The 20296-nt window shown below is 63.1% G+C and carries 23 protein-coding genes; 9 read left to right on the top strand and 14 right to left on the bottom strand.

The window, feature by feature from the left end; all coding sequences use genetic code 11:
- Positions 1-61: 61 nt before the first annotated feature.
- The gene (locus QEH68_RS21395) at positions 62-619 is read right to left on the bottom strand and encodes an AAA family ATPase (RefSeq protein ID WP_280625039.1); all 558 of its coding nucleotides are present in this window, start codon (positions 617-619) and stop codon (positions 62-64) included.
- 101 nt (positions 620-720) lie between these two features.
- On the opposite strand from QEH68_RS21395, the gene QEH68_RS21390 reads away from it, so the two are divergent.
- Positions 721-1458, top strand: a complete 738-nt coding sequence (locus QEH68_RS21390; protein WP_280625037.1) for a VOC family protein — start codon at positions 721-723, stop codon at positions 1456-1458.
- Positions 1459-1474: 16 nt separating this feature from the next.
- Here the strand turns inward: QEH68_RS21390 and QEH68_RS21385 are convergent, their stop codons facing one another.
- Positions 1475-1729: a histidine kinase dimerization/phospho-acceptor domain-containing protein gene (locus tag QEH68_RS21385; protein ID WP_280628059.1), complete on the bottom strand. Its 255-nt coding sequence runs from the start codon at positions 1727-1729 to the stop codon at positions 1475-1477.
- Between the two features lie 111 nt (positions 1730-1840).
- Positions 1841-2815: an acyl-CoA thioesterase gene (locus tag QEH68_RS21380; protein WP_207595521.1), complete on the bottom strand. Its 975-nt coding sequence runs from the start codon at positions 2813-2815 to the stop codon at positions 1841-1843.
- Between the two features lie 136 nt (positions 2816-2951).
- On the opposite strand from QEH68_RS21380, the gene aztD reads away from it, so the two are divergent.
- Positions 2952-4265: a zinc metallochaperone AztD gene (aztD, locus tag QEH68_RS21375; RefSeq protein ID WP_280625034.1), complete on the top strand. Its 1314-nt coding sequence runs from the start codon at positions 2952-2954 to the stop codon at positions 4263-4265.
- Positions 4266-4393: 128 nt separating this feature from the next.
- Here the strand turns inward: aztD and QEH68_RS21370 are convergent, their stop codons facing one another.
- The 3 genes from QEH68_RS21370 to QEH68_RS21360 form a co-directional block, all read right to left on the bottom strand.
- Entirely contained in the window at positions 4394-4828 is a 435-nt protein-coding gene (locus tag QEH68_RS21370; RefSeq protein WP_089597003.1) for a DoxX family protein, read from the bottom strand.
- Positions 4829-4895: 67 nt separating this feature from the next.
- Positions 4896-5306 (bottom strand): GNAT family N-acetyltransferase, encoded by a 411-nt coding sequence (locus tag QEH68_RS21365; RefSeq protein WP_089597002.1) that lies wholly within the window; start codon positions 5304-5306, stop codon positions 4896-4898.
- On the bottom strand, positions 5303-5902 hold the full coding sequence (locus QEH68_RS21360; RefSeq protein ID WP_089597001.1) for an antibiotic biosynthesis monooxygenase: 600 nt from the start codon (positions 5900-5902) through the stop codon (positions 5303-5305). Before QEH68_RS21360 ends, QEH68_RS21365 begins: the two co-directional genes overlap by 4 nt.
- Positions 5903-5943: 41 nt before the next feature.
- Here QEH68_RS21360 and QEH68_RS21355 point away from each other — a divergent pair, with 41 nt between their 5' ends.
- From QEH68_RS21355 to QEH68_RS21345, 3 genes are all read left to right on the top strand, one after another.
- Complete coding sequence (locus tag QEH68_RS21355; RefSeq protein WP_280625031.1) at positions 5944-7284, top strand: MATE family efflux transporter; 1341 nt, start codon at positions 5944-5946, stop codon at positions 7282-7284.
- Positions 7285-7293: 9 nt separating this feature from the next.
- On the top strand, positions 7294-7878 hold the full coding sequence (locus tag QEH68_RS21350; RefSeq protein ID WP_280625029.1) for a DUF308 domain-containing protein: 585 nt from the start codon (positions 7294-7296) through the stop codon (positions 7876-7878).
- Positions 7879-7946: 68 nt separating this feature from the next.
- Positions 7947-8291, top strand: a complete 345-nt coding sequence (locus tag QEH68_RS21345; protein WP_089596998.1) for a hypothetical protein — start codon at positions 7947-7949, stop codon at positions 8289-8291.
- A gap of 132 nt (positions 8292-8423) precedes the next feature.
- Here the strand turns inward: QEH68_RS21345 and QEH68_RS21340 are convergent, their stop codons facing one another.
- The gene (locus QEH68_RS21340) at positions 8424-8783 is read right to left on the bottom strand and encodes a DUF1801 domain-containing protein (RefSeq protein WP_280625026.1); all 360 of its coding nucleotides are present in this window, start codon (positions 8781-8783) and stop codon (positions 8424-8426) included.
- 48 nt (positions 8784-8831) lie between these two features.
- Positions 8832-9380, bottom strand: coding sequence for a CGNR zinc finger domain-containing protein (locus tag QEH68_RS21335; protein ID WP_207595515.1), 549 nt, complete (start codon positions 9378-9380; stop codon positions 8832-8834).
- Positions 9381-9451: 71 nt separating this feature from the next.
- On the opposite strand from QEH68_RS21335, the gene QEH68_RS21330 reads away from it, so the two are divergent.
- Entirely contained in the window at positions 9452-10498 is a 1047-nt protein-coding gene (locus QEH68_RS21330; protein ID WP_280625024.1) for an EamA family transporter, read from the top strand.
- Positions 10499-10560: 62 nt separating this feature from the next.
- Here QEH68_RS21330 and QEH68_RS21325 read toward each other — a convergent pair whose 3' ends face one another.
- On the bottom strand, positions 10561-10824 hold the full coding sequence (locus QEH68_RS21325) for a WXG100 family type VII secretion target (RefSeq protein WP_011776688.1): 264 nt from the start codon (positions 10822-10824) through the stop codon (positions 10561-10563).
- 158 nt (positions 10825-10982) lie between these two features.
- On the opposite strand from QEH68_RS21325, the gene QEH68_RS21320 reads away from it, so the two are divergent.
- Positions 10983-11255, top strand: coding sequence for a DUF2277 domain-containing protein (locus QEH68_RS21320; RefSeq protein WP_089596993.1), 273 nt, complete (start codon positions 10983-10985; stop codon positions 11253-11255).
- 25 nt (positions 11256-11280) lie between these two features.
- Here QEH68_RS21320 and QEH68_RS21315 read toward each other — a convergent pair whose 3' ends face one another.
- From QEH68_RS21315 to QEH68_RS21300, 4 genes are all read right to left on the bottom strand, one after another.
- Positions 11281-13605 (bottom strand): heavy metal translocating P-type ATPase, encoded by a 2325-nt coding sequence (locus QEH68_RS21315; RefSeq protein ID WP_280625009.1) that lies wholly within the window; start codon positions 13603-13605, stop codon positions 11281-11283.
- Positions 13606-13613: 8 nt separating this feature from the next.
- Positions 13614-13847 (bottom strand): heavy-metal-associated domain-containing protein, encoded by a 234-nt coding sequence (locus QEH68_RS21310; RefSeq protein WP_232481475.1) that lies wholly within the window; start codon positions 13845-13847, stop codon positions 13614-13616.
- A gap of 49 nt (positions 13848-13896) precedes the next feature.
- Positions 13897-14262 (bottom strand): metal-sensitive transcriptional regulator, encoded by a 366-nt coding sequence (locus QEH68_RS21305; protein WP_280625007.1) that lies wholly within the window; start codon positions 14260-14262, stop codon positions 13897-13899.
- A gap of 65 nt (positions 14263-14327) precedes the next feature.
- Positions 14328-16214: an FG-GAP-like repeat-containing protein gene (locus QEH68_RS21300; RefSeq protein ID WP_280625006.1), complete on the bottom strand. Its 1887-nt coding sequence runs from the start codon at positions 16212-16214 to the stop codon at positions 14328-14330.
- A gap of 275 nt (positions 16215-16489) precedes the next feature.
- Between QEH68_RS21300 and QEH68_RS21295 the strand changes: the two genes are divergently transcribed.
- Both QEH68_RS21295 and QEH68_RS21290 read left to right on the top strand, forming a co-directional pair.
- Positions 16490-17167 (top strand): alpha/beta hydrolase, encoded by a 678-nt coding sequence (locus QEH68_RS21295; protein ID WP_280625005.1) that lies wholly within the window; start codon positions 16490-16492, stop codon positions 17165-17167.
- Between the two features lie 45 nt (positions 17168-17212).
- A complete protein-coding gene (locus tag QEH68_RS21290; protein WP_089596971.1) occupies positions 17213-18223 on the top strand; it encodes a YdcF family protein in 1011 nt (336 codons plus the stop codon).
- A 25-nt stretch (positions 18224-18248) separates the two neighbouring features.
- Here QEH68_RS21290 and QEH68_RS21285 read toward each other — a convergent pair whose 3' ends face one another.
- A complete protein-coding gene (locus QEH68_RS21285) occupies positions 18249-20267 on the bottom strand; it encodes a glycoside hydrolase family 3 protein (RefSeq protein WP_280625004.1) in 2019 nt (672 codons plus the stop codon).
- Positions 20268-20296: the final 29 nt, after the last annotated feature.

The raw sequence follows: 20296 nt of genomic DNA, 5'->3' as shown, positions 1-20296 counted from the left end.
TTCTTGAATGTCCGGGCCGCACAGGCGGGAGCTTTCCCCGCCTGTGCGGCTTTTGGTTCCCCTAATGGGCGGCCGGAGCCAGGGCCTCCACCAGGAGGCGGTAGGTCTCCTCGATGTGGCCCCTGCGGCTCGGGATCACCGTGGCAGACGGGCGATCGTCCAAGCCGCTGGTGAGGTCCTGGTACATCGATTCCAACAGTCGCCGACCTCCGCCCTGCTCCACGATGGCGGTGACACTCGCATGCCAGGGATCGTCGCTGTCGTTGCGGGAATAGAACCTTTCAACGGAAGCCTCGCGCGTGTCCATGAGGACAATTTCCCTGAGGCTGGCTCCCACCCCTTCCGCGGCCTCCCGGAACAGCAGGACTTCATCTCCTGCGTCGAGATATTGCGGCATGATCACCGTGTGTCCGGCTGCCAGATGGGTGGTGGCCATGCTGAGCGCGATCGGGCGGACCAAATTTCCGGCGGTTTGGAAGTTTTCCTCCCAGCCTCCGATCAGGCAGCGCACTTGATCGACATCAAGGTTGAGGACGCCGGGATGCTCATTCGCGTACTTTCTGGCGAGCGTCGATTTCCCGATACCGGGCGGGCCGTTCAGGAGGATCAGTTCGTTCATGGAGGACACTGTAGAACATGAACGTCGGGCGCCATGCCTTGGTCATGACGTTGCCGACCGCGAAGGCGCCTTGGCTCGGGTCAGGTATAGGGTAGTGCGGCATGGGACTGCGACTTGTTCAAGTGAACTTCAAAGCCCGGGATGACTCTGCTCTCGGGAAGTTTTGGGCTGACGCCCTCGGATGGGGTACTTCCAGTGAGGGACCCGGTGTGACCAACGTTGAACCCGTGGGTTTCACGTGGCCTGACCCTTCAGCCATCTGCGTTGACGTCGTGACAGTTCCGGACCCGGAGACGGTGCAATACCGGGTGCATCTCGATCTCGCTACCACCTCTGCTGCCCACCAGGCGGAACTTATTGCGCGACTCAAGGAGCTCGGCGCGACTCCGGCCGATATAGGGCAGGGAGAGGTGCCATGGACGGTGCTGGCAGATCCCGAGGGCAACCTGTTCTGCGTGTTGGAACCCCGCCCGATCTACCAAGACACCGGACCTATTGCCACTGTGGTGGTCAATTGCGCAGATCCACGGGCCATGGCCACCTTCTGGAGCCGTGCCATGGACTGGACCCTCCACGAGGTGACGGATGAACACGCTAGGCTGCGTTCGTCCGCGGGGGTCGGGCCATATCTGGAGTTGCTCCGGACGGCGGACCCTGACTCATTGCAGAACCGAATACACCTCGACCTGATGCCCTACTCCGCTGACGATCAAGCGGCAGAAGTGGACCGTTTGCATACCCTGGGTGCCGTTGACGCTGACGTCGGCCAGGGCGACGTGTCATGGCGTTGCCTCGCGGACCCCGAGGGCAACGAGTTCTGTGTACTGCGGCCAGGCTGACGAACAGGCGAGGTGCCTAGCTGCCTTCGGCCAGCGGCAGCGTAAGGAACAAGTTCGTTGAGATCAACTTCTTCGATGAAGGAAGGGACTCCTTGTTTCGGGCCAGATCGATCAGGTCCTCGATGAAGGACTGCATGGCTATCAGTTCATGCTCCAGGGCCCCGGTAATGCGTTCCTTGCTGACCTGGGGAAGTTCGGAGTTCCGGAGCAGTGCTGCGTTGGTCCGCAGCGATGTCAGGGGCGTGCGCAGTTCATGGGAGGCGGCAGCGATGGCATGGCTGCAGCCGGGGCCAACCCGGCCGACGGTGGGCCTTCACCGATGACGGACAGCTCACGCGCGCTTCGATACTCAGGGTGAGCCGGCTCCCTTAGTTGCCCAACGTCAGTGGCCCGAAGCCTTCAACAGGTGATCCGGCAGCCGGTTTCCGGGTGCCCGCCCACGGATTTCCAGCAGTTCGCGGGCATGGGCGTGCAGCTTCTTGTCCTCCTCGGAGACTGGTACCCAGGACGGAATCGGCACGGCAGTGCCCGTTTCATCGCGCGCCACCATCACCGTGAGGCAATACGTGGTCAGGTTCATTTCGCGGGTCTTGGGATCTCCGGAGCGGACGTGGACTGCAATGTGCATGCCCTTGGCGCCGGTGTAGACGAGACGGGCTTCCACCTCTACGACGTGACCGATCAGCAGTGGCCGGTAGAAACGCACACCGCCGGAGAATACGGCCACAGTGTCCTTCCCGGCGTACCGGGAGGCGCACACGTAAGCGGCTTCGTCGATCCATTTCATGACGATGCCGCCGTGGACCTTGCCGCCCCAGTTCACATCTGTGGGGGACGCCATGAACCGCAGGACGACGCGCTCGGCGGTGCCGGCGTCGGTATATTCCTGGGCGTTCATCGCATTGACGATCTCCTCGCGGACCTCGATGCGCGCCAAGGCATGGTCTCGTTGCTCGATCTCTCCAGGCGTAGACGGCTCAAACTGGGGGACGGGAATCGGCTTGCCGTCGGGCCCCACTGCCACAAAGATCACCATGCACTGGCTGTGCATCGTCTCAGGGCCGCCCTTGGGATCACGCGAGCTGACCACGGTGTGGATGTGCATGGAAGAGCGGCCGGTGTAGACGATGGTGGATGTCACCTCTACCATGTCGCCGCTGTTGACCGGATCCGTGAAGTGGATGTTGCCCACATAAGCGGTGACACAATACGACTTCGACCAGCCCACTGCTGCTGCGTAGGCTGCCTTGTCCACCCACTCAAGGACCGTGCCGGCGTCGACTGACCCGCTGTGTCCGATGTCCATGGGAGCCGCGAGGAAGCGGAGGGTCACTGAATTGGCGGCGTCTTCGCTCATGCTTGGAATCTTACTGTCGGCAGGTTTCTGTTACGTGAGTAAGTCAGACCCGGCTGTCCGCGTGGACAGACACCTCATGTGCACCCGATCGGCGGCTCGAGTTGCACCATAAATGAGAATCAATATCATTTAAGTCATGCCTCATCACCCCACTCCCATGTCCCCTGTCCGCAGTACGCGCAAAAGCCGACTTCGCGCACAGCCGATTGCCGCCGTCGGGCTCTCTGCCCTCTTGCTGACAGCGTGCGCCGCCCCTGGTGGCTCAGCCGGCAACGCAGTCGACGCAGCGCCCCACGCCACCTCCGCACCCAGCGCAAAGGAGGCTGGGGCGCCGACTCCGCGGCTCGTTTACACCCACGACGCCGGCATTTCAGTTCTGGACGCTACCTCGCTTGAGCAGGTGGGAAGTGCGGAAATGTCCGGTTTCAACCGGCTCAACCCGGCCGGCGATGGCCGGCACGTCTTCGTTTCCACAGGCGACTCCTTCCGCCTCTTCGACGCAGGCGCCTGGACGGAGCCGCACGGCGACCACAGCCACCACTATGTGGCCGAGCCCAAGCTGACTGAGTTGGCGTTTGCGGCAGACAAGGCCGGTCACGTGGTGCTGCACGGAGACAAGACCGTGCTCTTCAGCGACGGTTCCGGGAAGGTGGAGAGCTTCCAAACCTCTGCGCTGGCCGCTGCAGTAGAGGATGGGAAGTTGCCCGCGACTGACGTCTACACAACGCCCGAGGCACATCACGGTGTGGCTGTGGAACTGGAAGACGGCAAGCTCCTGGTGACACTCGGCAAGGAGGAGGGGCGCTCGGGCATCGCGGTGCTGTCGGCGGGCAAGGGCCAGGACCGCAAGGAAGTAGTGCGCAACGAAGAATGCCCCGGAGTTCACGGCGAGGCCGTAGCCGCCAACGAAGCTGTAGTGGTTGGCTGCGAAAACGGGATGCTCATCTACAAGGACGGCGCCATTACCAAGGTTGCCAGCCCTGATGCCTACGGCCGGATGGGAAACCAGGCGGGGTCCGAAAAGTCGCCGGTCATTCTCGGTGACTACAAAGTGGACAAGGCAGCCGAGCTCGAGCGGCCCACGCGGATCTCCCTGGTTAATACTGAGACGGCCAGCCTGCAGTTGGTGGATATCGGCACCAGCTACTCCTTCCGTTCGCTCGGCCGCGGGCCCGCCGGTGAGGCGCTGGTACTTGGCACGGATGGCGGCCTGCGTGTGATCGATCCCCTGACCGGTACCGTTACGTCGACGATCCCGGTGGTTGGGGCTTGGGAAGAATCCACAACCTGGCAGGACCCGCGGCCAACGCTCTTTGTCCAAGGCTCGACGGCGTTCGTCACCGAGCCGGCCACTCGCACCATCCACGCGGTGGACTTGAAGACCGGCAAGGTGGCGAAGTCGGCGCAGGTGGAGCATGTCCCGAACGAGCTGACCGGCGTCAAGGGCTAGTCCCCTCAAATCCCCGATCCTCTCTCACATCCCGGTGCTTAAACGCCGACGGTCTCTCACTTTTCTCAAGAAAGTGAGAGACCGTCGGTGTATAGGGGCTGTTATGTGAGAGAGCGTCGGTGGGTGGTTTATGCCAGGACGCGGAGCTTGGATCCTGAACGGCCGAACAGTGCGGCGTCGGCGGAGATTTTGCCTGCGCCGGCCAGTGCGAGGGCCAAGGCGGCTCCGGCGAAGAGCAGCACCAGCTCGTACCCGCCGTTGCCGACGAAGACGCCGGCCGGCGCGTGCACCAGGAAGAGTGCGCCGAGCATGTTGACGGCCAGGAGCGCTGCGAACACGCGGGTAAGGAGCCCGATGATCAGCGCGATGCCGCCCACGAGCTCCAGGGTTGCAACAATCGGCGCCACGGCCGAGGCGCCGGGCACGCCCATTTGGGCGAAGGAGGCCTGGGTGCCTGCAATGGTGAATTCGTTGAACTTCTGCCAACCGTGCGCGGCGAAGAGAAATCCTGCAATAACGCGCAGGATGGTCAGGGCTGTGGTGGTCAAGCTGGACTTGTTCATACTTCAACCCTTCAGGAGTTAAGTTGAAGTGTCAACTAATCGTGGCTTTTTATGACCAAACTCCCAGCTACCTGACTTCGCGACGCTCAAGGTAGCGGGCATCCGGTTCTGCAAAACCGAACTGCTGGTACAGCCCATGTGCATCGCTGGTGTGGAGCATCCAGCGGAAGTTTGCCCCCGGCCCGGCGTCGATCATTTCCCGGACAATGGCCTTGCCCAGCGACTGGCCGCGCGCGGATTCGTGGACGTAAACGTCGGCCAGGTAAGCGATGGCGACGCCGTCGGAGAACGCCCGGGCGTAGCCCACCATGGCGCCGGTGCGGGAATCGTAGGCACCCACGATCCGCCAAGCGTTGTCCAGCTGTGCTTCAACATCGGCGCGAGTGCGCCACCTCCCCCAGTAGACGTTGGTGGAGAGTTCATTCCAGAGCCAATCGCGATCAACGCGGTCCTTGTCTGCGGAAAGAACGTAGGTCATCGCGCAGCCCCCTTGGTCCGAACGGGACGGCTGCCGCGGGGCTTCGCCTGAAGCCATGGTTGCAGCAGCCGGGTGGTGATCGGCAGGAAGATGTACGTCATCAACGGCGTGAGGATCACGATGTTCAAAAGAACCGCGAACACCAACGGCCAGTCCTGGGTCAACGGATGCAGCAGGAAGTTGGCCAGCAGACTCAAGGGGAAGAACGGCAGGAAGATGCTGATGGCCTGCTTCCAACGCGGCGGCACCACCGTTTCGGGCACCACCACCGAGACGTCGCCAGGCCGCGAAAACCAGCCCTCAATTCCCGTGTGACGCTCCACGCGGGTGGTCTCCATCATGTCCCTGGCGCTGTCGATCCACCAGCGCCGTTCCTCGGAGTCTTCCCACTCCTGCAGCGACTCGGCGTCAGCAAAGCGATAGAGCATGTGCCATTCGGTGGAGTCCACCCCATTGCGAACCCACCCCGACCCCAGGTATCCCGGCCATTCGCGGGCGAGTTCCTGGCCGGCGTGGGCCCACGCGTTGGCTTGGCGGGTATAGCCCGGCAGGATGGTGCGGGCGACGGAAACGGTGACGGGATGCTCGTGTGACACGGCCCAAATGTACCCGGCCATCGGCGGACTAGGCTTGTTTAGTGCCACAAACCACAATTACCCCCACGCGCTCCAACGCCCGCGAGATCCTCCGCCTGGCCGTCCCCGCGTTCGGCGCGCTCATAGCCGAGCCGCTGTTCCTGCTGGCCGACTCCGCAATCGTTGGGCACCTGGGCGTCGACCAGCTGGCCGGTGTAGGGCTCGCATCCACTATTCTGCATACCGCAGTGGGGCTGATGGTTTTCCTGGCGTATTCGACGACGCCGGCAGTGGCCCGGGCGATCGGCGACGGCAAGTTGGGCAAGGCTTTGGCGGCAGGTCGCGACGGCGTGTGGCTGGCGCTGCTGCTGGGCCTGGTCCTCGCGGTGGTTGGCTTTGTGGCGGCTGAACCGCTGGTTGGCTTCATGGGAGCCACTGGAGACGTGAGGCAGTTCGCCGTCGACTATTTGCGCTGGTCCATGCCTGGCCTGGCCGCGATGCTGCTCATATTCGCCGGTACCGGCGTCCTCCGTGGGCTCCAGGACACCCGGACTCCCTTGCTGGTGGCCACTGCTGGTTTTGCATTGAACATCGCCCTCAACCTGTTCCTGGTCTACGGACTGAACCTCTCGGTAGCTGGCTCGGCGATCGGCACCAGCATTGCGCAGTGGGCCATGGCGGCGGTCTATCTGGTGATGGTGAGCCGGAATGCGCGGCAACACGGCGTGTCCTTGAAGCCCGACTGGCATGGCGTTCGCGCCATGACCAAGGTGGGTTCGTGGCTCATGCTGCGCACCCTGAGTCTCCGCCTTGCCATCCTCGCCACGGTTCTGGTGGTCACCGCCCAAGGTGCCGTGAATCTCGCGGCACACCAGTTGGCCATGACCATTTTCTCGTTCCTCGCGTTCGCCCTGGATGCCCTGGCGATTGCCGCGCAAGCCTTGATCGGCAAGGAACTCGGCGCCAGGAACGCCCAACGCGTCCGTGAGCTGACCCGCACCATGATCCGCTGGGGCCTGGGATTCGGCGTGATCACCGGTGCGCTCCTTGCCATTGCGGCACCCTGGGCCGGTTACCTCTTCACTCCCGACGCCGGTGTCCGCTCCGCCCTCACCGTCGCTCTCTGGGTCCTGGCGGTCGGGCAGCCGCTGGCGGGCTATGTCTTCGTCCTGGACGGAGTCCTCATCGGTGCCGGCGACGCGCGCTATCTGGCGATTGCCGGCGTCGTCAATCTGGTGGTCTACCTGCCGCTGCTGGTGGCCATCCACCAGTTAAGGCCCGACGGCGAGACGGGGCTCCTCTGGCTGTGGGCCGCGTTTGCGCTGGGCTACATGCTGGCCCGCGGCGTGACTTTGGGGCTTCGCGCACGCACTGATCGATGGATGGTGCTGGGTTCCCACTAAACTGGACGGGTGACTCTCCCAGCGACTCCTGCCCAGACTCCTTCTGCCTCCGCGGCCGGACTCTGGAAACCCGTGCTGATCCGTGCCACGGTGGCACTGCTGTTTGGTGCGGTCACCATCTTCTGGGCTTCCCCGTCCGTGCACGTCCTGGCGTGGGCCGTGGGCCTGTATTTGCTTGCGACTGCCGGGGCCGTGTGGATGTCCCGGGCTTTGCCGGTGGCGGTGCCTGCCGTGATGGCGCTCGGCGGAATTGGCGCCCTGGTCACCCAGTCTGATGCGGGCGTCGCCCTTTCGGCCATGCTGGCGCTGCTGGTGCTGGGCCTCCTGGAGGTGGTGCACGGCATCCGGAAGCGCGATTCCCTGGCGCGCGACTGGCTTGTTTCCGGCGTCATTTCCGTGGGCACGGCTGTTTTGCTGCCGTTCTTCACCTCGCTCGGGGCCCATGCGCTGCTGGGTGTCACCGGCGGCGGGGCCATCATTTCCGGCGTGCTCTGGATTCTGTCGGGGCTGACCTTGCGGCACGACGCCAAGGCAACCTCCGGTGGCACGGCCCAGGCCACTGCTCCCGGCGCTTCGCCCGAGGCCGTAAACTAGTAGCTGGACGTTCTACTCGTTGTAGAACTTTTGCAGACCGGCGGACACGAACCGCCATCATTGGAGGAATGACCGTGGCTGACCAGACACCAGGAGAACCGCGCAAGATGCGGACCTCGGTCAAGGGACCCCTCATGTTCTCCGCGTTCTTTGCAGTACTGGCCTTCGTGGCCGTGCTCATCTTCGCTTCGGGCGGCAGCGCAAAGGCCCCGCGGTTCGACCTCGCCTTCACCGGTGCCGGCATCGCGTTCATCGTGAGCCTTGTTGTGGCGGCCATGCTTTCCATGAGCCACAAGGAAAATGCCGACCACCTCGGGAAGGGCTCCGGGGTGAACCTCAGCTCCAAGCGTCCCGGCCACGGCGGACCGGCTGCTCCGGACGACCAGACTGAAACGCCCGACGCCGGCCGCTAACCTTCCAGCGCTTCCCCACGGTGGTGGGGGAGCGCTTTTTTGCGCGTGTGTGGCATTCCGCTGGCAGTCCCGAGGTCGATGGTCTCCGGCGATCGTGTGACGTGGTCGGAGAGGGTGGCTCAAGCGAAACGGTCATGCCTCGTCTGAAGGCAATTGCTGCAGCCGCCAATCGATGATCTCCTGAAGGAGCGCGATGGGGAGCGGGACGTTGTGGGGCAGTTGGATGGCGTGCTCGGTGGTTCCGTAGTCGCTCAAAGCCGTTGAGAAGTGCGTGATCGCCTGCGGTGTGGGGTAGAACCCGACGTGGCGCTTTGTTCCGGTGAAGAAGAACAACGGCTCGACGCCGAGTTTGAAAGTGGGCATGCGCCAGCTGATCGATTCCACCGTTTCAGCCGGTACGGCCGACTTGATCATCTGGTACACGGTCAGCAATCGTTGCTGTACATCGCCGTCGTACTGGTCGATGTACTCGCTGATGGAACTCGCTGTCATGGTGGATGTCCTCTATATCGACCGCATGGATAGCGCCATTATGCCCTTTTACTCGCCCTCGGCTGCCTTCCTTGCCCGGTAGGCGGCAACGTGGACTCGGTTGGCGCAATTACCGGTGTCGCAGTAGAGCTTGGACCGGTTGCGGCTGAGGTCCAGCACAACGGCGTCGCAGTCCTCGGCCGCGCACACGCGCATGCGGTCCATTTCCTTGCCGCGGATGACGTCGACGATGGCCATGGCTGCCTCGGTGCCCATCCGGTCTGCCAGGGGAGCATCAGGCGTGGTGGCGTGGAGGTGCCAGTCCCAGTGGTCATGCTTCACCAGTTGGGGGAGCGCCTTGGCATCGATCAGCAGCTTGTTGACGGACTTGGCCGCCGTATCCTCGTCGGCACTCCAGAGCGCTGCGAGTTCGCTGCGGAGACGCTTGATACTGGTCAGTTCCGCAGGGGAGTTAACCCTGGAACCCGTGAACTCTTCGGCGTCCAGAAAGGCGTTGAGGTCCTCCAGCGTGGCGAGCGATTCCTCTCCGTTGGCGGCAGTGTTGATGAGATTGACGACGCTGCGAAGGGCAATTTCGGTGTCAGGCGCAAAAAGCACTTTGACTCCTTACAAGTTCCGGGAGTACTGTCATGACCATAAGCCCACTTTACTCCTGACAGGAGGCTGCTGTGTCAGCTCCAACGACGAAGGCTGATGCACAAGGTTTCCTGGCATCAGGACTCGGCATCGCACTCTTTTCTTCCGCTGTCTTTGGCACGTCCGGCTCGTTCGCCAAATCGATGCTGGAAACCGGGTGGTCACCCGGAGCTGCTGTTGCCGTGCGCCTCACCGGTGCCGCGCTGATTCTGTTGATTCCCGCCGTCGTGGTCCTCCGCGGCCGCTGGCACCAACTCAAGGACAACTGGCTGACCATCCTGTTGTTCGGCTTGATCGGCGTCGCAGGATGCCAACTGTTCTACTTCAACGCCGTCGCGCGGTTGTCCGTGGGTGTCGCCCTGTTGCTGGAATACCTGGCCCCGGTGATGATCGTTTTGTGGCTGTGGATCGCAAGCCGCCGCCGGCCCCGGGCACTTACCTCCGTGGGCGCACTCCTGTCACTGGGTGGCCTGGTCCTGGTGCTCGACCTGACCGGTGCCGTAAAGGTGGACTTCATCGGTGTTCTTTGGGGCATGGCCGCGGCCGTGTGTCTGGTGATCTACTTCTTCATCACCGCCAAGGAGAACGACACCCTGCCTCCGCTGGTGCTCGCGTCCGGCGGGCTTATGGTGGGTGCGCTGGTGATGTGGCTGGTCGGCCTGCTGGGTTTGCTGCCCATGACGTTCAGCACCGCCGATACAACCCTCGGACCTTGGACAACGCCGTGGTGGGTGTCCGCCGTCGGACTCATCATCCTGGCCACTGTCCTTGCCTATGTTTCCGGGATCATGGCCGCGCGGAGCCTGGGTTCCAAAGTGGCATCGTTCGTGTCCCTGACCGAAGTTCTGTTCGCGGTGATCTGGGCATGGTTGCTGCTGGGCGAACTCCCTGGCCCCATCCAGTTGCTGGGCGGACTCTTCATTGTGGGCGGCGTAGTCCTGGTCCGCGTCGATGAGCTCCGGGGAGACCGACGCGCCGCTAAAGGCCAGCCCGCTGAGGCTGCGGCCCGGGTCCTGGACCACCCGAACGACGTCGAACCCGTCCCGTCAGGGTCCGTCACCAAAGCGCCCCGCAGCTAAGCCGGCGGACCTTAAAAGCAAAGAACCCGGACGCTTGCGCGTCCGGGTTCTTCCCAACTGTCTTAGTTGGAGGCCTGCTGCTGCTGCTCAGCGTTCTTCTGAGCGCGATCGCCGGCTTCGCGAAGTGCGTCGGCAACCTTCTTCAGGTTCGAAGCGTGCTGGCTGTCCCACTCGCCGCGGAACTTGTCAGCGTCCGGGCCCTTCCAGTCGGTGCCGTCAAGTGCACCCTTGAGCTGTGAACGCTGCTGCTCGATGTTCTCGGCACCTGCCTTCAGCTTGTTACCGAGCTGACGAAGCTGATCAACATCTGCACCCCAAATAGCCATGAGATTCTCCTTCATTTGTTCGGACCCGAGCTCTTCGGCATCCCCAGCGGCCTCCGGCTCATCCGGAAGATCCAATAACTAAAACCTATCCCGGGAATCCAAAAACCGTCGATGGGCACCCCTCCCCATACAGCACTGCCCATAGTTAGCATGGGGTTATGTGCCGCAATATCAGGACCCTGCATAACTTCGAACCGCATGCTACGAACGCCGAAGTGGAGGCCGCAGCGCTGCAATACGTGCGCAAGATCAGCGGATCCACCAAGCCTTCCAAAGCCAACGAGGAAGCCTTCGCCGAGGCGGTCCACGAGATTGCCCACATTACGCAGCATCTCCTGGACTCCCTGGTGAGCCACGCTCCGGCGAAGAACCGGGAAGAGGAAGCAGCAAAAGCAAAGGCCCGGTCGGCCGTCCGTTTCGGGACGGCCTAACCAGGCCCCTGTTCGCTTTCCGGGTCTATTTCCCGAACGACCGCAGTCTCAGCGAGTTCGCTACCACCAGCACTGAGCTCGCTGCCATCGCTGCGCCGGCGATCATCGGGTTCAGGAATCCGAGGGCTGCCACCGGGATGCCGATCGCGTTGTAGAAGAATGCCCAGAACAGGTTGGTCTTGATGGTGGACAGGGTCTTGCGGGACAACTCAATCGCCTGCACCAGCTGACCAAGGTCGCTGCCCATCACCGTGAGGTCTGAGGCTTCGATGGCGACATCCGTGCCCGAGCCCATGGCGATGCCAAGGTCCGACTGTGCCAAGGCTGCAGCGTCGTTGACGCCGTCACCGGCCATGGCCACCGTAGCGCCGGAAGCCTGCAGCTTCCTGACAGCCTCGACCTTGCCCTCCGGCAGAACACCGGCGAATACGTCCTCAGGCGAAATCCCGACGGCGGCAGCCACCTGGGCGGCCACGGCAGCGTTGTCCCCGGTCAACAGGATGGGGCGGATGCCCAGGTCCTTCAACTTCTGGATTGCTGCTGCCGAACCGGGCTTGATGGTATCGCTCAGGCTGATAATGCCGGCAGGCTGGCCGTCGACGGCAACCCAGATCGCCGTGGCACCACCGTTTTCCTCCGCGGTAAGTGCTTCACGGTGACTTGAGTCGAGCGTAACGCCGTTCTCCTCGAGCCAGCCGGAGCGCCCGACGACGACAGTCCTGGTCACCCCGTCCAGCCCAACGGTTCCCCGGACGCCGCCGCCCGGAGCGGAACCGAAGCCCTCAACGCGAGGCAGGCTGCCGGCGTCGTGCAGTGCTTCTTGCGCCGAGGCGGCAATCGCGTGGGCGATCGGGTGCTCGGAAGCGGCTTCCACGGCTCCTGCCAATGTCAGGACGGTGGCCGCTGAATGGCCGTTCAGTGCGACAGTGTGGTCGACTGCGAGCTTGCCGCTGGTTACGGTGCCCGTCTTGTCCAGCAGGATGGTGTCCACGTGCCGGGTGTCCTCAAGGACCTGTGGGCCCTTGATGAGAATGCCCAGCTGAGCGCCGCGGCCCGTTCCCGTCAGCAGACCCACAGGAGTGGCCAGGCCCAAGGCGCAGGGGCAAGCGATAACCAGGACAGCGACCGCGGCCGTGAAGGCTGCGTTGAGGTCACCCGAGAAGAACAGCCACAACAGGAACGTGACCAGGGCAATCACCAAAACGATCGGCACAAAGACCGAACTGATCCTGTCCGCGAGCCGGGCAATAGGTGCTTTCCCGGTTTGTGCCTGGCTGACCAGGCGACCCATCTGGGCGAGCGTCGTGTCAGAACCAACACGGGTTGCACGCACCAGCAGGCGGCCGGACGTGTTGATGGTAGCGCCTGTCACCGCGCTCCCGGGTCCAACCTCGACCGGCACCGATTCGCCCGTCACCAGTGAAGCGTCGACGGCGGAAGCACCATCAGTGACCACGCCGTCAGTGGCGATCTTCTCGCCCGGGCGGACCACAATGAGGTCGTCCACCAGGAGTTGATCGGCCGGAATCTTCTGCTCCACACCGTCCACCAGGATCGTGGCATCCTTGGCACCCAGATTCAGCAGGGCCTTGAGTGCATTGCCGGCCTTGGCCTTCGCGTTCGCCTCGAGGTAGCGCCCCAGCAGCAGGAACGTGGTGACCACGGCGGCGACCTCGAAGTACAGCCCGCCGCCGGACATGCTCTCCATGCCGGGGTGTTCAGTCATCCGGGGGTCCGCGAACAACTGCCACGCAGAGTAGAGGTACGCGGCGATCACACCGATGGACACCAGCGTGTCCATGGTGGAGGCGAAGTGGCGGGCGTTGACGGCAGCAGCCCTGTGGAACGGCCAGGCAGCCCAACTCACCACCGGCAGGGCCAACGCCCCGACAACCCAACCCCAGTTTGCGAACTGGAGGGCGGGGATCATCGAGATGGCGAAGACTGGAACGGTCAGGAGGGCGGCGACGATCAGGCGGGGCCGGAGCGTCGATGCGGAGGGGCCGTGCTCCATGTGATTTTCGTGCCCGGCATCATGCTCTGATTCCGGAGCCTCGTTGCCGTGGTGGTGCTCATGGGGACGGGGTTCGCGGGCGTGGGGCGTTGGGGCTTGGCGGACGGTGGCTTTGTAGCCTGTGGCGTTGACCGTGTCGACGATCTGCTGGTCCGTCACGGTTGCCGGGACGGTGACATGGGCTGATTCGAGGGGCAGGTTGACGCTTGCCTCGACGCCTTCAAGTTTGCCCAGTTTCCGTTCCACTCGATTGACGCACGAGGCGCAGGTCATGCCCTCGATGTCCAGTTCAATGACCCTGTGTGCAGGTTGGTTGAAAGTCTCCTGGGTACTCAAGAGGACTCCTAAGCTTCGTTGGCTACCACCAGGTAGCCGGCTTCTGCCACGGCTTCGCCAATTTCAGACGGCGAGAGCTCCTTGGTTGAGGTGATGGTTACGGTGGACAGCCCACCGGGGTTGAGGTCTACGGCCACGTTTTCGACGCCGGTGAGAGACTCAAGTTCTTCGCTCACGCTGGAGACGCAGTGGCCGCAGGTCATGCCGGAAACGTTGACGTTGGTCTGGATGGTCTGGCTCATGGAGCGCTCCTTGGTGGTGAGTTGAATGGTGTGGTGGTTGTTGGCGGAATTACCGCAGCAGGCGCCCGATGGCATCGGTGGCCTCCTTCACTTTGGCGTCGATCTGTTCGGCGCGGGCTTCCGGGTTGGGCTCGGAGGCAGCACCGACCACACAGTGGCCGATGTGCTCCTCTACGAGTCCAAGGCTGACGGCATGGAGGGCCTTGGTGGCGGCGGCCACTTGGGTCAGGATGTCGATGCAGTACTTGTCGTCCTCCACCATCCGCGCGATTCCGCGGACTTGCCCCTCGATCCGTTTCAATCGTTTGAGGTAGGCATCCTTGTTGCTGGTGTACCCGTGGGGTGCGGCGTGCTCCGGTTCCACGTTGATGGTGGGTGCATCAGGTTGGCCAATGCTCAGATCTGGCGTGCTCATGACACAAACTTATACCCCATGGGGGTATAAAGCAAGTACCCCCTAGGGGTATAACTTGACTGTTTCTAGAGCAGGGCGGTCATGCCATTCCAGCCCTGTCCGATCCGGACGGTAGGCAGCCACGCTCCACCGCTGGCGCTCGGGTACAAGAAGAGTGAGCCGCTGCCATCGCGGGCCACAATGTCCGGCCGCCCGTCACCGTTGAAATCTCCTGGGGCGACGATGGATGTCATGCTGTTCCAACCCTCACCGACCTTCTGGCGGTCCCATGCCCAGCCTCCGGTGCCGTTCCCGTTGTAGAGCCAGAGAACACCGGATCCGTCACGGGCAAGGACATCGGGGGTGCCATCGCTGTTGAAGTCACCTGAGCCAACAATTGCCGTCAGCGCGTTCCAGCCGGTCCCTAGGTTGGTCCTGGGCAACCAATCTCCCCGACCGTCGCCGGGGTACAGCCAGAGGGTCCCGGAAGTATCGCGGGCGAGGATGTCGGCGGTGCCGTCCCCATTGAAGTCCCCTGGCGTAACGATGGCCGTGATGGCATTCCAGCCCGACCCGACGTGAACCCGCGCCAGCCAACCACCCGCCCCGTTTCCCGGGTACATCCACAGGTGGCCGGCACCATCGCGGGCAAGAACGTCCGGTTTCTTGTCGCCGTTAAAGTCGCCTGGACTGACGACGGCGGTCATGGAGTTCCACGCCGAACCCACTTGGGTGCGGGGGAGCCATCCGGCGGCCCCGTTTCCCGGGTAGAGCCACAAGACACCCGAAGCGTCGCGGGCCAACAGGTCCGTCTTTCGATCACCGCTGAAGTCGTTTTTCAGGGGTGTGGGGCTGTTCCCGTCAATGATCGTTACGGACCCTTGCCAATTGCTTGCGTAGATTTTGTTGGTGGCCTCATTAACGGCCAGGGTGCCCGTAAAGGGGTGTGACAGTGTGGAGAGAGCAAAACTTTTACCATCGACCACCGTGGTGCCCCTGTACCCGGCCTCAAAATACACCTTGTTGGTGGTTCCGTTGACGGCAATCGCTCCTGGCGCCGCGCCGGTTCTGATATCGACCCGCCCCGGTCCGCCGTCGTCGAATATCGCCAGCAGCCCGGTCCGCGATGAAATGGTGCCATCCCCCAGGGAAGTCCGGCCGAAGTAGACCCGATTGTTCTTTTCATCCACGGAGAGGGACGTGGGGCTGGCGTTGAGATCGGAGAACATCCCGCCTGCCTGGTTTGTGGCTCCATCAACAACTTCCAGCGCTGCATACTGCCGCGCCCGTACGGCGACGTATATCTTGTTGGTCACCTGATTGACGGCCAAGTAACTCGGCATTGCATTGGTGCCCAGGTCAATGCGAGTCACGGCGTTGGTTGAAGTGTCGATGACATTGAGGCCACCTCCACCCAGGGTATACAGCCGATGGGTCACCTGATTGATGGCCAGCGTACTGACCGATCCGGAGTTGATGATGGAGCTGGCGTTGGTGCTTCCGTTAATGACGGAAACGCCGTCAAGGGTGCCCGCGTAGATCTTGTTGGTCTTCTGGTCGATGACCAGCTCTCCGGGAGCGGCGCCCACCGTAACTTTGGCGACGGCATGAGTGGCACCGTTGACAATAGCCACGGATCCCGGCGCGGATGGGTCACTTTTGAGGCTGAGGTAGATCTTGTTGGTCGCAGTGTTAACCGCGACAGCCACCGGGGTGCTCCCCGTTGCTATTTTGACTGTGGCCTGTGTTTTTCCATTAATGACGGTCAGCCCATCGCGGGTAGTGACATACACAGTATTGGTGACGGGGTTGACCGCTACGTCGCTGGCTTCGGGCCCCACGTCGATGATGTCCGCGACGATGTCTGCCGCAGCAGGAGAAGTTGGGATCCCGGAAATCAACAACGACGCCACTCCGGCTGCCGCAACCAAAGTGCCCCAGCGGGACCGCCCCCGGTCAGCAAAGCGGCGCACAGGCGTTCCTGAAACACTGACAACAGTTCCCACTGCAATCCCCCCAAAGTGCCAAGACGCTTCCCCCGCGCCTGGGCCGGAGTCTACCCCGCACTTGGGCCGCGGAATAGCCCTCGACGGCGGGACGCACCAGACGCGCCTCAGGCAGCACCCAGGTGTTCTGGCCTTTGCCGGAGGACCGGCACTACGATGAATTTCTGATCAACCCACCGGCCACACGTGGCTTTGCGGACCCGTTGGTGACGGCACACGGTGAACTGGGACGGGGAGGGGAAATGGCGGTTTTCGTACTGATTCATGGCGGCGGTTCCACGGCATGGGACTGGCACTTGGTCAAGCCCTTGCTCGAATCGGCGGGCCATGAGGTCATCGCGGTCGACCTCCCTATTGAAGACGACGGCGCGATGCTTGAGGACTACACCCGCGCGGCAACCAGGGCGGCGGACGGCGCGCGGCACACCATAGTTGTGGGCCACTCGCTGGGTGGCTTTACGGCACCCTTGGTCAGCAATGAACTCACGTCCGACGGCCTGGTGTATCTCTCGGCCATGATTCCCATGCCTGGCGAGACCTTCGGCGACTGGTGGACCAATACCGGGCATAACCGCGAGACCATCCCCGAAGAGTCGTTCTTCAACCTGGTTCCTGACGATCTTGCACAGCAAGCCCGGGACAAGGAGCGCGATCAGCAAGGTGCCTGGATGTCAGGGCCTTGGCCTGGCCAGCATCCGGACGTGCCCACACTGGCCATTCTGTGCCGGGACGACCTGTTCTTTCCAGCGCCCTTCATGCGGCGCCAAGTACAGGATCGGCTGGGAATCGAACCGGTGGAAATCCCGGGCGGCCATTACGCCACGCTGAGCCACCCGGGCGCTGTGGCGGCGGTGTTGAACCAGTTCGCCCAGCAGTTGCTTAGACAAGCACAGGAGCTGGTCATCCGCGAATCGGCCTGAGCCGGGCACCGCGAGGCACCAGCCCCCAACGCATAGGCTTGGACCATGCTGAACCTGGTCCTTGGACTTCTCTTCGCGGGGCTCTTCCTTGCCTCCTACCAGTCCGATCGGCGCAGGCTCCGCAACGGGGTGCTGCTCCTGGTGGCGGTATGGCTCCTGTTGCAGGCCATACTGGACTTCCTGATCGACCTGAACCCGTGGTTCGAATGGCTGAACCTGGTGGTAGTGGTGGTTCCGGTGGTGAGCATCTTCGTGTTCGCCGGCTTCCTGATCGCCAACGGGATCACCATGGTCCGCAGGGAAGGCCCCGGCATCAGCAGCTTTCTGCCTATTGCGGTGGGGCTGGCGGTGTTCCTCGCCCCGGTGGTCGCGTTCCTCTTTGTCCTGAGCGGGCAGCCCGTCCTGGCAGGCCTCGCTGCGTTGGCCTTCTTCCTCTGCGCTTACCTGGGCTGCGCCTTTGTGGTGTTCCTCGGGTATGCCCTGGTGTATTCAAGGATGCGGTTCAGCGCGAATCCGGCGGCCGTCATTGTCCTGGGTTCCGGTTTGATCGACGGCAAAGTCCCGCCGTTGCTCGCCGCGCGCCTGAACAAGGCTTTGGAAATTTACGACGGCGGCGCACCGGTCAGGCCGGTCCTGGTGCCTTCCGGGGGTCAAGGCCCGGATGAACCCCGGCCCGAGTCCACGGCAATGAAGGAGTATCTGGTGGCAAAGGGCGCTGCCTCCGGCGACGTGCTGGAAGAAAACCAGGCCACCACCACCCGCGAGAACCTGGCCTATTCCGTAGCCCTGTTGGCTGAAAAGGGAATCCAAGGGCCCTTGCTGGTGTGCACCAACAACTACCACGTACTCCGCGCTGCCCTCCTGTCCCGACGCCAGAAGATCAACGCGGAGGTAGTGGGTGCTCCGACCGCCAGGTACTTTGTGCCCAGCGCTTTCCTTCGCGAGTTCGTGGCCGTGATGAGGGACAACCGCCTGACCAACATGGTCCTTTGCCTGCCGATGTTCGGGGTTGCCCTGCTCATCACGGTCGCACTGATGAACTCGTCGGTGGTGTGAGCCTTTTAACCATTCAACCTGGGCCTTACGGCTTGGGCAGCCCCGTGGTGAACGTGTGGCTCCATTCGGTGACGGCGCCGTCGGTAAAGACGTACCCCTTGCCGCGGACGGCAGTGACTGTCACAGTGCCCTCAGGCTTCTTGTACGTTCCGGCCGCGATTTCCTTGCCGTCAACCAGGTAGACCACGCCGTCCACCGCCGGGACCGTGTACGAGTCCTGCCCGCGGCCCGGCTTGTCCGTGAAGGTGACCGTTGCCGGCGTCGCGGTGTCGTAGTGGAGGCCGAAGCCCAAAGGCAACAGGACGCCGTCGCCGTTTGCCTCCGGTATGTTGACCGGAAGCTTGCCGCCGGGGTTCACCGCCCCTGAAATGGCACGGACGGCACCGTGGAAATTGACGTCCTTGACCCCGTAACTGTTGAGCACGGCGTCGGCGCCGGGGAAGACGCTGATGTCGTAGGGGTTGCGTGTGGCCACAACGATGACGGGGGTCCCAGTGGCTGCCAGCTCCGCCACCATCTGCTGCTGCGCAGCGTTGCCGGTTGCGTTGTACGAAGCGAAGACCACGGCATCCACGGTGCCGGCTGCGGCTACCGCACGTGCGCGGTATGCCGAGGACGGGGAAGCCCCATCCTCGTAGTCTTCAGTGACCGTAAATCCCTGCTCCTTGAGCATCGGTCCCGCGAGCTCCGGCCAGGCTGAACCGGCCCCCACCATGAGTACCGAGCTGCCGGATGCGAGGGGCAGGACCTTGCCCTCATTGCGGAGCAGGGTCACTGCCCGGTCCGAGATCAGCTTGGCCGTGGCCAGATTCTCTGCACTTCCAACAAGGGTGTCCACAGCGTTGGGGTCTGCCATCGGTTGCTCGAAGACACCCCGCTTGACCTTCCACTCGAGGATCCGCCGGACGGACTCATCAAGGCGGCTCTCGGCGAGCTCTCCGGACTCGACGGCGGCACGGACACCTGCGAACGAGGCGTCCACATCGGGGGAGTTAAGCAGGATGTCAGAGCCGGCCTGGATGGCCTTGACGGCTATTTCTTCCTGGGGCCATTCGGCGGCCATAGCGGCCATATCCAAGGCGTCGGTGGTGACCAGGCCCTTGAAGCCCAGCTCATCCCGAAGCAATCCTGTGAGGACCTTGTGGGACAGGGTGCCGGGCATCTCTGCGTCGATGGCCTCCACAATGATGTGCGCTGTCATGACCATGTCCACGCCACCGTCAATGGCGGCTTTGAAGGGTTTCAGGTGCTGGTTCAGGGTCTCCCGGTCGTAGGTGACGGTGGGGAGCCCGTAGTGGGAATCCACCGAGGTATCGCCGTGGCCGGGGAAGTGTTTGGCTGCCGCGCCGACGTTGTGTTCCTGGATGCCGTCGATTTGCGCCACACCGAGCGCGCTGACCAACGCGGGATCTTCGCCCATGGAGCGGATGCCGATCACGGGGTTGTCCGGGTTGGAGTTGAGGTCCAGCACCGGTGCGAAGTCCACGTTGATGCCCATGGCACGCATCTCAGAGCCCAGGATTTCGCCCTGCGCCCTCGCAAGTTCCGCGTCTGCCGTAGCTCCCAACGCCATATTTCCCGGGAGAACGGTGGCCGGCGGTCCGATGCGGGCAACCAGGCCGCCTTCCTGGTCGATGGTGACCGCCAGCGGAATGCCGGTTCCGTCCTGGCCCACCGCGGCTTCCTGCAGGCCGTTGGACAGCCCCGCAACCTGCCGGGGGTTGTTGGTGTTCCCGGACCACGCGAAGTAGAGGACGCCGCCAAGGTTGTACTTGGCTACGACTTCCGCCGGAGTATTGACGCCGTAACGTGCTTGGTTGCTTGCCGCCATGGACGTGTCATCGGCCGAGGATCCGTAAACGTGGGTCCAGGTCATCTGGCCGATCTTTTCGTCCAGCGACATGCCGGAGATCATTGCCTCGATGTCCGGTGAGGCGGTGACCGTCGTCGTGCGTGCCGTGGTGGGGACTTCCGCCACTGCAGCGCCGGCGCCCGTCACCACCCCCGCGCCCGTCATGAGCAGCGCCGTGGCGGCGGCCGTCATCAAGGTAGTTCCTTTTCTGAGCATGTGAA

The organism is Paenarthrobacter sp. OM7 (genome assembly GCF_029873575.1).
GTDB lineage: Bacteria > Actinomycetota > Actinomycetes > Actinomycetales > Micrococcaceae > Arthrobacter.
This window is presented reverse-complemented; position numbering and strand designations above follow the sequence as displayed.

Excerpts from the sequence above, each read along its gene's own strand:
- QEH68_RS21395 (WP_280625039.1), bottom strand. The coding sequence starts at position 619 with ATGAACGAACTGATCCTCCTGAACGGCCCGCCCGGTATCGGGAAATCG.
- QEH68_RS21390 (WP_280625037.1), top strand. The coding sequence starts at position 721 with ATGGGACTGCGACTTGTTCAAGTGAACTTCAAAGCCCGGGATGACTCT.
- QEH68_RS21380 (WP_207595521.1), bottom strand. The coding sequence starts at position 2,815 with ATGAGCGAAGACGCCGCCAATTCAGTGACCCTCCGCTTCCTCGCGGCT.
- aztD (WP_280625034.1), top strand. The coding sequence starts at position 2,952 with ATGCCTCATCACCCCACTCCCATGTCCCCTGTCCGCAGTACGCGCAAA.
- QEH68_RS21370 (WP_089597003.1), bottom strand. The coding sequence starts at position 4,828 with ATGAACAAGTCCAGCTTGACCACCACAGCCCTGACCATCCTGCGCGTT.
- QEH68_RS21365 (WP_089597002.1), bottom strand. The coding sequence starts at position 5,306 with ATGACCTACGTTCTTTCCGCAGACAAGGACCGCGTTGATCGCGATTGG.
- QEH68_RS21345 (WP_089596998.1), top strand. The coding sequence starts at position 7,947 with ATGACCGTGGCTGACCAGACACCAGGAGAACCGCGCAAGATGCGGACC.
- QEH68_RS21340 (WP_280625026.1), bottom strand. The coding sequence starts at position 8,783 with ATGACAGCGAGTTCCATCAGCGAGTACATCGACCAGTACGACGGCGAT.
- QEH68_RS21325 (WP_011776688.1), bottom strand. The coding sequence starts at position 10,824 with ATGGCTATTTGGGGTGCAGATGTTGATCAGCTTCGTCAGCTCGGTAAC.
- QEH68_RS21320 (WP_089596993.1), top strand. The coding sequence starts at position 10,983 with ATGTGCCGCAATATCAGGACCCTGCATAACTTCGAACCGCATGCTACG.
- QEH68_RS21310 (WP_232481475.1), bottom strand. The coding sequence starts at position 13,847 with ATGAGCCAGACCATCCAGACCAACGTCAACGTTTCCGGCATGACCTGC.
- QEH68_RS21305 (WP_280625007.1), bottom strand. The coding sequence starts at position 14,262 with ATGAGCACGCCAGATCTGAGCATTGGCCAACCTGATGCACCCACCATC.
- QEH68_RS21295 (WP_280625005.1), top strand. The coding sequence starts at position 16,490 with ATGGCGGTTTTCGTACTGATTCATGGCGGCGGTTCCACGGCATGGGAC.
- QEH68_RS21290 (WP_089596971.1), top strand. The coding sequence starts at position 17,213 with ATGCTGAACCTGGTCCTTGGACTTCTCTTCGCGGGGCTCTTCCTTGCC.
- QEH68_RS21285 (WP_280625004.1), bottom strand. The coding sequence starts at position 20,267 with ATGACGGCCGCCGCCACGGCGCTGCTCATGACGGGCGCGGGGGTGGTG.